Origin of the sequence: Xanthomonas sp. WHRI 10207 (genome assembly GCF_040202975.1) — a bacterium.
Lineage (GTDB): Bacteria > Pseudomonadota > Gammaproteobacteria > Xanthomonadales > Xanthomonadaceae > Xanthomonas.
In genome coordinates, this window is sequence record NZ_JBEGDX010000002.1 from 711,991 (window position 1) to 726,027 (window position 14,037).

The window sequence follows — 14,037 nt, forward strand, 5'->3', positions numbered from 1 at the left end:
AATAAAGCGAGCAGCACACTTTCTGGTGCGGTGTCCTTACCGCTTGCGGGACCCTGTGGCGGCATGGATGCCGCCACGGAGCGTCCATGGATGGATTCACAGCGTGTCCCGCAAGCGGTAAGGACATCGCGCCCTCGACCAACCGACAAAGCAGCTTGCGCATCTCCCAAACAGTGTTGAATCGCGCGCGGTAAAGACACCGCCCCCCCCCCCCCCCGACCAACCGACCACACTGCTTACGCACTCCAAATAGCGCTAAATCGCACTCGGCCTAGAGGCAGAGAAGCTGCGCACATCCACCCAGTGATCGCAGCCCATCTGTAGCGCGGTCATCATCACGCAATGCAAGCACGGCAGTCTGCGGCCACCTCCCCCGCTCGTTGGATTGCAATGGATTTGACCACCTGCCCGCGCGTGCGACATCCGGCCACGCTTGCCCTGCTGCTGGTTCCATTCGCCCTGCCCGCTTACGCGCAGCAGGCACCGGATGGCGCCACGCCGGCAGCGCCAAGTTCAGAAGTGCTTGCCAGCGGCGAGCAGGTGTCCACGCTCGATCAGGTACAGGTGGTCGGGCAGGCAATGACGTACTCCAAGACCACCGTGAGCAAGGAGATGCTCGACCGTCAATTCGTGCTGGGCAGCGTCAACGACGCGCTCAACGAACTCCCCGGTGTGGTGGTCACCGAAGCCGATGCATTCGGCTCGTCCGATTGGGGCACGCAGATCAGCATGCGTGGCTTTGTCAGCAACCGCGACACGCAGCAGATCGGCACCACTATCGATGGCGTGCCCAACGGTGGCTCGGCGTATGGCGGCGGCTCCAAGGCCAACCGCTTTATCGACATGCCGGACCTGGAAACGGTGGAAGTGAGCCAGGGCACCGCCGATATCGCATCGCGCTCGAACGAAGCGCTGGGCGGCACACTGAATTACCTCACCGGCGAGCCGCTCGAAGAACAGCGTGTGCGCGTGATCGGTGGCATCGGCGACAACCAGGCGCGCAAGTATTACGCGCGCTACGACACCGGCCTGCTGGGTGGCAACACGCGTGCCTGGATCAGCGGTTCGTCGGCGCGCAACGACGACTGGATCGACGGCAGCGGCCACACGAGCCGCGACCACCTGGCCGGCAAGTTCGTCAGCGCGTTGAACAAGTGGACGCTCAGCGGCTACGCGTCCTACGACGATGCCGACGAATCCGAATACACCAGCGTGACGCCTGAGCAGTTCGCGCGCGACCCGGAACACGATTTGTTGACCGGCACGCTCACCGGCATTCCGTATCTGGATCAGAACTACCGCTCCGGCTCGCGCGCCCTGCGCAAGAACACCTTCGGTTATTTGCGCGGCGCCTTCGATGGCGGCAATGGGTTCAAGGCCACGCTTACCGGCTACGCGCATCGCATGCAAGGCCGCGGCGACTGGATTCCGCCGTATCTGGTGGACGTCACCAACGATGGTACCGGCGCGCCGGAATCGGAGGCGCGCGGCGGCAACACCGTGTATGCCGGCAGCGACCTGGGCAAGCTGTATTACCTGACACCAGGCGGTGCGGCGGCGACGCTGCTGGCCGGTTGCGCCGGCAGTGCGGCGGTACCAGCCGAATCCAATCCGGCCTGCTATCCGGCAGGTTCGGTGCCGGTGCAGTCGTATCGCCACAGCCATTACGACAATCACCGCGCCGGTGCGATGGCCGATGTGGAATGGCGCCACGATCTGGGCCCGATCGAAAACACCGTGCGTGCCGGCGCCTGGCTGGAGCGCGTTGAGCGCAGCGTCACCCGCGACTGGCATCGCCTGCTCAACGTCGGCACCAACATCAGCTTTGACCATCAGCCGTACTGGGTGCAATTCAAGGACAACTACCAGACCGACGAGCAGATGTATTACGTCGAAGATGTGATGCGTTACGGCGCCTTCGCCTGGCGCGTGGGTGTGAAGCAGTTCTTCCTCGACCAGACCCGCGACCGCCGCATCGGCGATGCGCAGCATGTGGAGTCGGATGCGCACTCCGACCCGCTGCTGTCGGCGGGCCTGACCTGGACCACGCCGGTGCAGGGGCTGGAAGCCTTCGCCGGGTATTCACAGAATTTTGCCGCGATTCCGTCCGGCGTGCTGGGCGAAACCGACCCGGTCGCACTCAGCCGCGTGCAACCGGAAACTGCCGACAATATCGAGCTCGGCCTGCGCATCAGCCGCTGGCCGTTGACCGGCAGCGTGACGCTCTACGACATCCGCTTCGACAATCGCATCGTGTATGTGCCAGCCAACTTCGTCAGCGGCATCGACTATCTGGGCGAGACCGACGGCGTGTATGAAAACTTCGGCGGCGTGCATGCGCGCGGCGTGGAAGCGGCGCTGGGCTACGGCTGGGACAACGGCTGGCGCCTCAATGGCGCCTACACCTACAACAAGGCCGATTACCTGGGCAGCGGCGATGCCGCGCGCGATACCGCCCTGGATATCACGCCCGGCGCGCAGGTGATCGGCCAGCCGCGCAACACCTTGGTGGTCTCGGCCGACTGGCGTGGGGAAGCATGGCGCTTCGGTGTGTCCGGCCGGTATCTGGGCAAGCGCTATCTGGATGCGTCCAACCGCGCCGCGCTCGATGGGGTGACCACCTTCAATGCGAATCTGGGCGTGGAGCTGTCGCAGCTGTCGGCGCAACTCAAGGGCCTGCAACTGGCGCTCAATGTCAGTAACCTCACCGACAAGCGCTATCTAGAAGGCGTGGACGGCAGCGATAGCGCCTTCATCGCCGCGCCGCGCACGCTGGGGCTGACGCTGACGCTGGATCTGTAACGGCCACCTGCCATGCTGACGTGCACGCCGGGACTGTCTTCCTCTCCCGCTGTGCGGGAGAGGGCTGGGATGAGAGCACAGCTCCCCCATCCGCCCTTCGGGCACCTTCCCCCGCAGGCGGGGGAAGGGAATCGGACGGGTTCAGCCACTCAGAGGTGACACGATGATCGACCTGCCCCGCCGCCGTTTGCTGCAAGCCGGCCTGACCAGCGGTGCGGCCGCACTGTTGCCCAGCATCGCGCGTGCCGCCGCCATCGCGCCGGACCGCCGCAGCGGCACACTGGACGACCTGCAGCACGTAGTGATCCTGATGCAGGAAAACCGCGCGTTCGATCATTACTTCGGTTCGCTGCCCGGCGTGCGCGGGTTCGGCGATCGCTTTCCAATCCCGGCCCCACCGCTGCCGGGTGCGCCCTCGCGCACGGTGTGGTTGCAGCCCAGCGAAGACGGCATGCAATGGCTCACGCCGTTTGCATTGGATACCGCAGCGCAATTCGGCTTCATGCGCGTCAAGGGCACGCCGCATAGCTGGCCGGATGCACAACAGGCCTGGGATCACGGCCGGCTCGGGCAATGGGCGGCAGCCAAGCACAATCACGCGCTGGGCTACTACGGGCGGGCGGATATTCCCTTCCAATACGCGCTCGCCGATGCGTTCACCATTTGCGATGCGTACCACGCCTCGATCCAGACCGGCACCAATTCCAACCGCGTGTTCCTGTGGACCGGCAGCAACGATCCGCAGGGTCGCCATGGCGGGCCGGTGATCGGTAACTCGCACGACAACTTTCCGGAGCTGGGCGGGTTTGCCGAGCCGTATCGATGGACCAGCTATGTGGAACAGCTGCAGCGCGCGGGTGTGAGCTGGCAGATCTACCAGGACATGGCTGATAACTTCACCGACAACCCGCTGGCCGGGTTCGAGGCGTTTCGGCAGGCTTACAGCAACGCGCCCGGTCACGATGCACAGCTGCGTGCGCGCGGCATCAGCACGCGGGGCGTGGAGCAGTTGCGCGCAGACGTGATGGCCGATCGGCTGCCGTCGGTGAGTTTTGTCATTGCCGATGCGGCCGGCAGCGAACATCCGGACCCGTCCAGCCCGGCGCAAGGCGCGGCCTACACCGCACGCGTGCTGGATGCACTCACCGCCAATCCGGCGGTGTGGAGCCGCACTGCATTGCTGCTGATGTTCGATGAGAACGATGGATTTTTCGATCACATGCCGCCGCCGGCACCGCCATCGCCGGACCCGCGCGCAACCAGCGGGTTTGCCGGCGCCTCCACCGTCGCCACCGACGACGACTACCATCGCCAGCCTGCACCCGGTGAGCAAAAAGTGGATCTGCCCGCACTGCACGGCCGCCCCTACGGGCTTGGTCCGCGCGTGCCGCTGTATGTGATTTCGCCGTGGAGTCGCGGTGGCTGGGTGGATTCGCAGGTATACGACCACACCTCGGTGCTGCGCCTGCTGGAACGACGATTTGGCGTACAGGCGTCGGAGATCACGCCATGGCGGCGCGCGGTGTGTGGCGACCTGACCAATGCGTTCGATTTCCGCAATGCCGATGCACGCCCATTCGTCGCATCGCTACCCGATGTGGGCGATGCGGCAGCGCGCGCAGCAGCCTTGCGCGAGCACACGCTGCCGCCGCTGCCGGCCACGTTGCAAGCGCCCGAGCAACCGTTCGGCGTGCGCCGTTCGCGCGCTGTGCCGTATCGCCCGAGCGTGCAACTGGCGCATGTGCAAGCGCGCGGCGAGGTGCAGCTACGCCTGCGCAACAACGGCGCAGCGGCGGTGCTGCATGTCTACGACCGCTACGACCTGGCGGCGATCCCGCGCCGCTACACGGTGGGCAACGGTGCCACGCTGGACGGCGACTGGACCACCTACGATGGCCGCTACGATCTGTGGCTGATCGGCCCCAATGGATTCCATCGCCACTATCGCGGCGACCTGAGCGCTGCATTGCTGGTAGCCGACATCACCCAGGCAGCGGACGACCCGGCGGCGCTGTCGTTGTCGTTGCACAACACCGGCACCACGCCGATCCAGATCGCACTGCAACCGGCCGCGTATGCGCAGGCGCAACCGCGCGAGCAACTGCAGCTTGCGGGCGGCCAGACCTGGCAACGCAGCTGGAAGGCGGCAGCCAGCGGCGGATGGTACGACCTGTGGATCGAATACGACGGCGCAAGCCAACGCCTGGCAGGTCGCATCGAAACCGGCGCAGACAGCGTCAGCGATCCGGCGATGGGTGGGCCGGCGCGGCTGCAGCAGGACAAGCCTATCGTGATTGGCCCACTGGGCTGAGCCGTGCGGCCTTGCGCCGTGCGAAGGCTGCGCGCAAGTGCGGGATCGCGAGCGAAGGTCACTCCGTGCAAGCAGGGGAGCGGCGGTCAGTGCACTGCGGCCGGGGCCAACACGCCGATAGTCCCCAGCCACGTCTCCACCAGACTTGGCCAGTGCGCGATCGGCAGCCCCTTGGCGCGCAGACCGAAGGCATGCCCGCCCTGCGCGTAGAGATGCATTTCTGTCGGCACGCCGGCCTGCTTCAGTGCAACGTAGTAGGCCAGCGACTGCGTTACCCCATCCACCTCGTCGTCCTCGGCCTGCAGCAGAAAGGTCGGCGGGGTATCGGCGCTCACGGTGATGTCTGGACGCAGCTGTAGGTGGGTTGGATCGCGCTTGGCATGATCCTCATCTTCGTGCGCCCACAGATGGCCCGGATAGACCGCGATGGCAAAATCGGGACGGCAACTTTCCGCATCCGCCGCGTCCACCGGCTGATAGGTGCGCTTTGCGAAATGCGTGCTGGCCGCGGCGACCAGATGCCCGCCGGCGGAAAACCCGATCACCCCGACCTTGTGCGGATCGATCCGCCACTCCACCGCATGCAGGCGCACCAGTCCCAGCGTGCGCTGCGCGTCCTGCAGCGCGGTCTGTATCTTCGGATAGTAGCGGCCGCCGTTGACCCAGGTCGGCCCCGAGTTGGGTACGCGGTACTTCAGCAACACAAAAGTGATGCCGCGCCCGGTCAGCCAATCACAGATCTCCGTCCCTTCCAGATCCATGGCCAGGACTTGATAGCCACCACCGGGGAACACCAGCACCGCCGCACCGGTGTTGCGATTTTTTGGCAGATACACCGTCATCGTTGGGCGGCTGACATCGCTCACCTTGGTCCACGGAAATCGCCCTTCACCGGTGCCCACCATTTCGGGCTTTGGATTGCGCAAGGCATCAGGCACCGCCTGCGGCCAGAGCGGTATCTCTACCTGGCCAGGCGCCGGTTGCCAGGCACGTGCCGGCACAGACCCATGAACAAGTAGCAGCGCAACTGCCATACACCAATGACTCAACTTTGTTTGCACCCTCGAACCTCAAGAGTGGAAGCGGAATAGGAAGAACATTGCGGACTGACACGCGAAATAAAGCCGGTAAACGCTGGGGCGTTGCGATCCGATGGCGAGCACCGCCACGCCGGCCGTCATCGCGCGAATAGGTCCACCGCAGTGACAGCGCCCGCGACGGCGGCTGCGACCGCCTTCAACGCTGCATCGCGCCCAGCGTCGTCGACCTTGGCGCCGTTCAAATACGTCGTCAGCAACAGCGGCGCCCTGCCCTTTGGCGGCCACAGGATCGCGATGTCGTTGCGGGTGTCGGTGCCGTTGCTGCCGGTCTTGTCGCCGATCTTCCAGTCGCGCGTGAGCCCTGCCCGCAGGCAGGCGTCGCCGGTGCGGTTGTCGATCATCCAGTCGGCCAGCCGCTTGCGCGAGGCAGGTTGCAGGGCATCGCCGAGCAGCAGCGTGCGCAGCGTGGACGCCATTGCCGCAGGCGTGGTGGTGTCGCGCGGGTCGCCTTCGGCATAGCGGTTCATTTCCGGCTCGTGGCGGTCGCTGCGGGTGCGCGTATCGCCGATGCCACGCAAAAACGCAGTCAGCCCGGCCGGCTCGCCAACCAGCGGAAACAGTAGATTGGCGGCCGGGTTGTCGCTGTAGATCATGGTGGCCCGGCACAGCTCGCCCACGCTCAGCGACCCGCCGACATGGCGCTCGGTGACCGGCGCATGCGAAAGCATGTCGGAGGCGCGGATATTGACCCGCTGCGCCAGCGTCAGTTCCCCCTTGTCCACCCGCTGCAGCACCGCCGCAGCTAATACAAATTTGAAGGTACTGCACATTGGGAAGCGCTCGTCCTCACGCTGGCCGATGCGTTTGCCGGTGGCGCTGTCGAGCAGACCGATGCCCAGGCGGCCGCCACTGCGACGTTCGATCCGGGCCCATTCGTCCCGCAACTCAGCGACCGGGGTCGCCACCAGACTGACCGCCTGACTGGGCCTGGACGCTGCTAACAGCACGCTCGCGCCGGTTGCGCACAAGAATTGTCGACGGTTCAACATAGGCCAGCCTCCTCGGGAGAGCCCGCAGTATCGGCGCAGGCCGGCAGCCGGAGAATTGCGATGTTTCGATCCCTGGCATGAATTGAACTAATCTCTGCGCATGCCCCGCCCTCGCCTTCCACTCAATGCCCTGCGCGCCTTCGAGGCGGCCGCACGTCATCAGAACCTGACCCGCGCAGCCGGCGAGTTGTGCGTGAGCCAGGCCGCGCTCAGCCACCAGATCAAGGCATTGGAACAGCAGCTGGGCACCAGCCTGTTTCACCGCCTGCCACGCGGCGTGGCGCTCACCGACGAAGGTGCGGCGCTGGCACCGGTGCTCGGCGAGGCCTTCGACCGCATCGCCGCCACCCTGGAGCGCTTTGCCGATGGGCGCTATCGCGAAGTGCTCAGCGTGGGCGTGGTGGGCACCTTCGCCACCGGCTGGCTGCTGCCGCGATTGCCGGCGTTTCATGCCGCGCATCCGGATATCGAATTGCGCCTGTCCACCCACAACAACCGGGTCGATCTGGCCGGCGAAGGACTGGATCTGGCAATCCGTTTCGGCGACGGCGACTGGCAGGGCCAGATCGCGCAGGCGCTGATGGAGGCACCGTTTGCACCGGTATGTGCGCCCAGCATGGCGCGTGGCTTGCGTACGCCGGCCGATCTGGCGCAGCTGCCGTTATTGCGCTCGTATCGTCTGGACGAATGGCCGCAGTGGTTTCGCGCGGCGGGCGTGGCCGAGGTCGCCGCACGCGGGGCGATGTTCGATTCGTCGTTGACCCTGGCCAGCGCGGCGGCGGCCGGGAGCGGTGTGGCGTTGCTGCCGTTGCCGATGTTTCGCCAGGATCTCGACGCGGGGCGCCTGGTGTGCCCGTTCCCGATCCAGATCGACGCCGGGCGCTACTGGCTCACCCGGCTGCGCTCGCGCCCGGAGAGCGATGCCGATGCCCGATTGCGCGCTTGGCTGGTGGCGGAGCAACAGCGCTCCGGTTAAGCGAGCTCAAGGTGCCGCTCAGCGGCGCGCCGCCTCGATCCCCTGCACCGCCACGCGGCGAAACGCCTCGTAGTGCGCCTGGTCGGCGAACCAGTGCGGGGCGAACAGCTCGAACAAGCGGTCGTTGTGATACAGCAACAGCACGCGCTCGTTCTCGCGGTAGCGGATGTAATCGGACCAGGGCCGGCGCAGCCGCCCGTCCACCCAGGTGATCTCCAGCCCGGTCTCGTCCCACGCAAACGTATAGGCATACCGCAGCGAGGCCTGCTGGGCGTGTAGGCGTTTGATCTTTCGCGGCAAGCCCCACGCGTACAACGCCGCCAGGCCGATCAAGCCGCCGCCACCGCCGCCGAGCAGCACCGACCCGATAATTTCGCTGGCCCCGATCAGTTGCAGCATGCCTGCCCCGATCAGCAGCAGGACCACTAGGATCACGATCAACAGCTTGCCCGTCTGCCGCGCATGCAGGCGCTGTGCGGCCAGGTGGTCTTCCAGACTGATGGTGGCGCTGATCATGTTCGCTCCTTCCTTGTGCTTGGCCCGACGCGCATCGTAACGCCTGCGCGTTACGCGCCCTCGATCAACTCCATCCACGCCGCTTCCGCTGCGGCCAGCTGCTGCGCCGTCGCCTCACGGTCGCGGCCCAGCACCGCCATCTTGTCGGTGTCGGCATAGTTGCCCGGGTTGGCCAGTTCGCGGTCGAGCTCTGCCAGCAGCGCTTCCAGCTCGCCCACACGCTTTTCGGCGCTGGCCAGCTTGTGCGGGTTGACGGCTTTTTTCGGCGGCAGTGGTTTGGTCGGCGGCGGCGGGGTCGGTGCCACTTCGGCCATCTTCTGCTTGGTGCCTTGCGCGGCCGGGCGGCTGCGCAGCCAGGCGGCGTATTCGTCCAGATCGCCATCGAACGGCTCGACCACGCCATCGGCCACCCGCCAGAAACTGTCGCAGACCAGGCCGATCAGATGGCGGTCGTGCGAGACCATCACGATGGCGCCTTCGAAGTCGCTCAGCGCCTCGGCCAGGGCCTCGCGCATTTCCAGGTCCAAATGGTTGGTCGGTTCGTCGAGCAGCAGCACGTTGGGCTGTTGCCAGGCGATCAAGGCCAATGCCAGACGCGCACGCTCGCCACCGGAGAAGCCATCCACTACTTCGAACGCGCGGTCGCCGGCGAAATTCCATTTACCCAGGAAATCGCGGAACGCCTGATTGGAACCATCCGGCGACAGATCGCGGAAATGATCCATCGGCGACTGGCCTTCGTGCAGCGACTCCACCGTGTGCTGGGCGAAGTAGCCGATGCGCAAGTCCGGATGCGCGTTGCGCTCGCCCGCCAGCGGCGCCAGCTCGCCGACCAGGGTCTTGACCAGCGTGGTCTTGCCCGCTCCGTTGGGACCGAGCAGACCGATGCGGTCGCCGGCCTCCAGGCCGAATCCGACGTCGTGCAGAACCACCGAATCGGCGCCGTAGCCGGCTTCGATATGGTTCAACCGAATCAGCGAAAACGGCAGCCGATTGGGCTGCGCGAACTGGATGCGGAATTCGCGCTCGGCGCGCACCGCCTCGGTGCCGGCCATCTTGGCCAGGCGCTTCATGCGGCTCTGCGCCTGCGTCGCCTTGCTTGCCTGCGCCTTGAAGCGGTCGATGAAGCTCTGCAAATGCGCGCGCTCGGTCTGTTCCTTGTCGTGCGCGATCTGCTGCTGGCGCAGGTGTTCGATGCGCTGGCGCTCGAAATCGGTATAGCCGCCGACGTACAGCTTGGCGGTGCCGCCATGCAGATGCAGCGTGTGGGTGGCCACGTTGTCCAGAAACTCGCGGTCATGGCTGATCAACAGCAAGGTGCCCGGGTACTTGAGCAGCCATTGCTCCAGCCACAGCACCGCGTCCATGTCCAAGTGGTTGGTCGGCTCGTCCAGCAGCAGCAGGTCGCTGGGCATCATCAGCGCGCGCGCCAGGTTCAACCGCACCCGCCAGCCGCCGGAGAACGACGACACCGCGCGGTGGTGCGTGTCGGCCGGAAAGCCCAGGCCGTGCAGCAGCTTGCCGGCACGCGCTTCGGCATCGTAAGCGCCGAGTTCGGCCATCTTCTGGTGCGCATTGGCGACCGCTTCCCAGTCTTCGCGCGCGGTGGCTGCCGCTTCTTCCTGCAGCACCGCGGACACCTCGATATCGCCGCCGAGCACGAACGACAGCGCCGGGTCCGGCAACGACGGGGTTTCCTGCGAGACGCTGGCGGTGCGCACCTTGCCGGGCAGATCCACATCGCCCTTGTCGGCCTCCAGTTCGCCCTTCACCGCGGCGAACAGGCTCGACTTACCGGTACCGTTCCGCCCCACCACGCCGACGCGGTAGCCGGCATGCATGGTCAGGTCGACGTTGGACAACAGCAGACGCTCGCCGCGTCGCATGGAGAAGTTGCGCAGGGAAATCATTGATGGACAGTCCGATAGAACGAAAAGGAATGAGCAGATGAGCAGCATTCCTGCGACGCCATTCTAGCGTTAACGAATAATTAGCGCCTTCAGGTTGGACGACACGTGCGCTTCGCACGGCCGTGATCGCCACCCGCCCAGTCTAGTTGGCCCCGCTTGGGCTGCCGTTTTCGGAGTTGTCATGAACCACCCCCTGTCCTTGCTTGCGACCGCCGTGGTCGCTGCACTGCTTGCTTCTCCCGCCCTGGCGCAAGACGCCGCGCCGGCCACCGCCAATACCCTGGATACGGTGATCGTCACCGGCACCCGCGTGGCCGACCGCACCGTGGCCGAGTCGCAATCGCCGATCGACATCATCAGCGCCGAGTCACTGCAGGCCACCGGCACCCCGGAACTGGCCACCGCGCTGGCGCGCGCGTTGCCGTCGCTGAACTTCCCGCGCCCGGCGCTGAGCGACGGCACCAGCGCGATCCGCCCGGCCCAGCTGCGCGGCCTGTCGCCCGACCAGGTGCTGGTGCTGGTCAATGGCAAGCGCCGCCATACCTCGTCGCTGCTCAATCTCAACGGCACCATCGGCCGCGGCGCGGCGGCGGTGGATCTGAACACCATCCCGGTGGCGGCGATCGCGCGGGTGGAAGTGCTGCGCGACGGCGCGTCGGCGCAATACGGCTCCGATGCCATCGCCGGCGTGGTCAACATCGTGCTCAAGGGCGCGGAAAAAGGCGGCAGCCTGCAGGCCGGGTTCGGCCAGTATTCGGCCGGCGACGGCAACAACTACGAGCTGTCCGGCGACACTGGCGTGGCCTACGGCGGCGACCGCGGCTGGCTGCATGTGGCCGCCCAGCTCAATCAGCAGGACCCGACCGACCGCGCCCGCGGCTATGCCGGCGCGCCCAGCGTGTCGCAGCCGGCCGTGGGCCAGAAGGCATTCAAGATCGGCGACCCCGACGTCAACGCGCAGGCCGCCTCGCTCAATACCGAATACCAGTTCAGCGACAGCATCACCGGCTATGCGTTTGCCACCGCCAGCAACCGCGATATCACCTCGTTCGCGTTCTTCCGCGCGACAGGCAGCAGCCAGAACATCCTGTCGATCTACCCGCAAGGCTTTTTGCCGGAGATCCAGAGCTATGCCAAGGACCGCTCGCTGGTGGCCGGCGTGCGCGGCTCCACCGCCAGCGGGTGGGACTGGGACGCCAGCTACAACTACGGCTATAACCGCATCGATTTCCACACCCGCAACACGCTCAACGTGAGCCTGGGGCCGACCTCGCCGACGTCGTTCTACGACGGCGCGTTGGAAACCACGCAGAACATCGTCAACCTGGACGTCAAGCGCGGTTTCGACTGGGGCCTGGCATATCCGGTGACAGTGGCCTTCGGCGCCGAATACCGCAACGAAAAATGGAACCAGTCGCCGGGCGAAGTGGGTTCGTACCTGCAGAACGGCACCTTGGCTGGTGGCGCGCAGGGCTTCGGCGGATTCGCACCCAGCGTGTCGGGCCAGTATTCGCGCAACAGCTATGCGCTGTACGCCGACCTGGAAGCCGACTTCACCGACAAGTTCTCCGCAGGGCTGGCCGGCCGCTACGAAGACTATGACGACTTCGGCAGCCAGGCCTCGGGCAAGTTGTCGGGGCGCTATGCGTTCACCGACAAGATCGCGTTGCGCGGCACGGTGGCCTCGGGCTTCCGCGCACCGTCGCTGGCGCAGCAGTATTTCCAGTCCACCAGCACCACCTTCCTGGCCGGCAATCCCAATCCGTTCGAAATCCGCACCTTCCCGGCCGACAGCAACGTGGCGCGTGCCTTCGGTGCGGAACCGCTGGATGCGGAAACCTCGCTGTCCTACAGCCTGGGCCTGGTGTTGCAGCCCACCGATGCGCTCTACCTCACCATCGATGCCTACCAGATCGACGTGGACGACCGCATCGTGCTGTCGTCCAACCTCACCGGTGCCGGCGTGCGCAGCCTGCTGGAAGCGCAGGGCATCTTCGGCATCAACGGTGGGCGTTACTTCACCAACGCTGTAGATACGCGCACCCGTGGTGTGGACGTGGTCGGCAGCTACCGCTGGCAGCTGGCCGCCAGCAGCGTGGACCTGACCGCCGGTTACAACTACTCCGAAACGGAAGTGCGCAATGTGGCGGCCAATCCGGCGGCGTTGTCGGCCAACGGGCTGAGCCTGGAGCGCATCGACCGCACCGAGCGTGGGCGCATCGAAGAAGGCTTCCCGCGCGACAAGTTCCTGGTCAACGGCAGCTGGAACTCCGAGCACTGGACGCTCGCGCTGGGCGCCACGCGCTACGGCGAATACAGCACGCGCCCGGCGGCGGCGATCAACGACCAGACCTTCGGCGCCAAGTGGGTGGTGGATGCCTCGGCCAGCTACAAGGTCGATCGCTGGACGCTCACGTTGGGCGCAGACAACCTGCTGGACGAGTATCCGGACGAGAACAACTTCGCCAACTCCACCAGCGGGCAGTTTGCGTACAGCAATCTGTCGCCGTTCGGCTTCAACGGTGCCTATGTCTACGGGCGGATCAACTACCGCTGGTAAACACGGCCAACGCCGCTAGCGACAGCTGACGATGGAACGCGGCTGCACGTTGATGCTGTGGGGCACTGCAGTACCGACATCGATGTTTGACCACACGCCCCGGCCAGCCCGGGGCGTGTGCGTTTTTGCGGTTGTGCGCTTGTGACAGAAGCGCAAGCAGGCGCAACCGCTCGCCGGATGCCGCTCTGCGTTGCGTGACATGTGCACAGCACGCGCACCACAGGCCTGCCATCAAGCTGCGGTGCGCTGGCTGGCTGCCATGCGTCCACACAGCTCAGGCAACGCAATGACGAGACGTACGCCCGATGCGTGCTAAGACCGGTGCTCCTGTCATTGCCGGAGCACGCCAATGGAAGCATCGCAGCTGTGTCGCGGCCGCTTGATCGATCACCTGCATCTGGTGGTGCACGACCTGCCGGCAAGCCGCCGCTTCTATCAAGCCGTGCTCGAAGTCCTGGGCATTCCCATCGGCGGCGACGGCGATGGCTACTTCTGGGCCGACGAACTATTCGTTTCCAACCGCGACACGGTGGCGCAAGGCGTGTTGACCGGCCGCCATCATCTGGCCTTCCAGGCGCGCGACGCTGCGATGGTGCAGGCGTTCCATGACGCCGCGCTGGCCAACGGTGGGCGCGACAACGGCGCGCCGGGTTTGCGCCCTTATCACCCGAGTTATTACGCGGCGTTTGTGCTCGACCCGGATGGCAACAACATCGAGGTGGTCTTCCACGGTCCTGCGCAACGCAGTGCCGATGCGGTGCAGATCACGTTTTGATGCACAAGTTTCATAACAGGTATCGATGCCCAAAATGGGGCAACGCAATCCGTTGCCCAGCGTAGGGAACTGCAATCGACGCCTCACTTTGGTGCACG

Annotated in this window: 9 protein-coding genes; 5 read left to right on the forward strand and 4 right to left on the reverse strand. The window is 65.6% G+C overall.

The genetic code is table 11. The annotated features are described in order from the left end of the window. The first annotated feature begins 390 nt into the window (after positions 1-390). Together ABQU90_RS08715 and ABQU90_RS08720 are read left to right on the forward strand one after the other, a co-directional pair. Positions 391-2,802: a TonB-dependent receptor gene (locus tag ABQU90_RS08715; RefSeq protein ID WP_323522388.1), complete on the forward strand. Its 2,412-nt coding sequence runs from the start codon at positions 391-393 to the stop codon at positions 2,800-2,802. Positions 2,803-2,965: 163 nt separating this feature from the next. Beyond that, positions 2,966-5,113 carry a phosphocholine-specific phospholipase C gene (locus tag ABQU90_RS08720; protein ID WP_323522387.1) on the forward strand — a complete coding sequence of 716 codons (2,148 nt, stop codon included), beginning with the start codon at positions 2,966-2,968 and terminating at the stop codon, positions 5,111-5,113. An 86-nt stretch (positions 5,114-5,199) separates the two neighbouring features. On the opposite strand, the gene ABQU90_RS08725 is transcribed toward ABQU90_RS08720, so the two are convergent. Together ABQU90_RS08725 and bla are read right to left on the reverse strand one after the other, a co-directional pair. Then, positions 5,200-6,147 (reverse strand): alpha/beta hydrolase, encoded by a 948-nt coding sequence (locus tag ABQU90_RS08725; protein ID WP_323522386.1) that lies wholly within the window; start codon positions 6,145-6,147, stop codon positions 5,200-5,202. Between the two features lie 143 nt (positions 6,148-6,290). Further along, positions 6,291-7,202: a class A beta-lactamase gene (gene bla, locus ABQU90_RS08730; RefSeq protein WP_323522385.1), complete on the reverse strand. Its 912-nt coding sequence runs from the start codon at positions 7,200-7,202 to the stop codon at positions 6,291-6,293. 100 nt (positions 7,203-7,302) lie between these two features. On the opposite strand from bla, the gene ampR reads away from it, so the two are divergent. Further along, entirely contained in the window at positions 7,303-8,178 is an 876-nt protein-coding gene (gene ampR / locus ABQU90_RS08735) for a LysR family transcriptional regulator AmpR (RefSeq protein WP_323522384.1), read from the forward strand. 18 nt (positions 8,179-8,196) lie between these two features. Here ampR and ABQU90_RS08740 read toward each other — a convergent pair whose 3' ends face one another. Next, entirely contained in the window at positions 8,197-8,694 is a 498-nt protein-coding gene (locus ABQU90_RS08740) for a YcxB family protein (protein WP_323522383.1), read from the reverse strand. A gap of 50 nt (positions 8,695-8,744) precedes the next feature. Beyond that, positions 8,745-10,604, reverse strand: coding sequence for an ABC-F family ATP-binding cassette domain-containing protein (locus tag ABQU90_RS08745; RefSeq protein ID WP_323522382.1), 1,860 nt, complete (start codon positions 10,602-10,604; stop codon positions 8,745-8,747). 181 nt (positions 10,605-10,785) lie between these two features. On the opposite strand from ABQU90_RS08745, the gene ABQU90_RS08750 reads away from it, so the two are divergent. Continuing rightward, complete coding sequence (locus ABQU90_RS08750) at positions 10,786-13,164, forward strand: TonB-dependent receptor plug domain-containing protein (protein WP_323522381.1); 2,379 nt, start codon at positions 10,786-10,788, stop codon at positions 13,162-13,164. A gap of 349 nt (positions 13,165-13,513) precedes the next feature. Beyond that, positions 13,514-13,939, forward strand: coding sequence for a VOC family protein (locus tag ABQU90_RS08755; RefSeq protein WP_161964717.1), 426 nt, complete (start codon positions 13,514-13,516; stop codon positions 13,937-13,939). The last annotated feature ends 98 nt before the right edge of the window (positions 13,940-14,037 follow it).

Excerpts from the sequence above, each read along its gene's own strand:
- ABQU90_RS08715 (WP_323522388.1), top strand. The coding sequence starts at position 391 with ATGGATTTGACCACCTGCCCGCGCGTGCGACATCCGGCCACGCTTGCC.
- ABQU90_RS08720 (WP_323522387.1), top strand. The coding sequence starts at position 2,966 with ATGATCGACCTGCCCCGCCGCCGTTTGCTGCAAGCCGGCCTGACCAGC.
- ABQU90_RS08725 (WP_323522386.1), bottom strand. The coding sequence starts at position 6,147 with ATGGCAGTTGCGCTGCTACTTGTTCATGGGTCTGTGCCGGCACGTGCC.
- bla (WP_323522385.1), bottom strand. The coding sequence starts at position 7,202 with ATGTTGAACCGTCGACAATTCTTGTGCGCAACCGGCGCGAGCGTGCTG.
- ampR (WP_323522384.1), top strand. The coding sequence starts at position 7,303 with ATGCCCCGCCCTCGCCTTCCACTCAATGCCCTGCGCGCCTTCGAGGCG.
- ABQU90_RS08740 (WP_323522383.1), bottom strand. The coding sequence starts at position 8,694 with ATGATCAGCGCCACCATCAGTCTGGAAGACCACCTGGCCGCACAGCGC.
- ABQU90_RS08745 (WP_323522382.1), bottom strand. The coding sequence starts at position 10,604 with ATGATTTCCCTGCGCAACTTCTCCATGCGACGCGGCGAGCGTCTGCTG.
- ABQU90_RS08750 (WP_323522381.1), top strand. The coding sequence starts at position 10,786 with ATGAACCACCCCCTGTCCTTGCTTGCGACCGCCGTGGTCGCTGCACTG.
- ABQU90_RS08755 (WP_161964717.1), top strand. The coding sequence starts at position 13,514 with ATGGAAGCATCGCAGCTGTGTCGCGGCCGCTTGATCGATCACCTGCAT.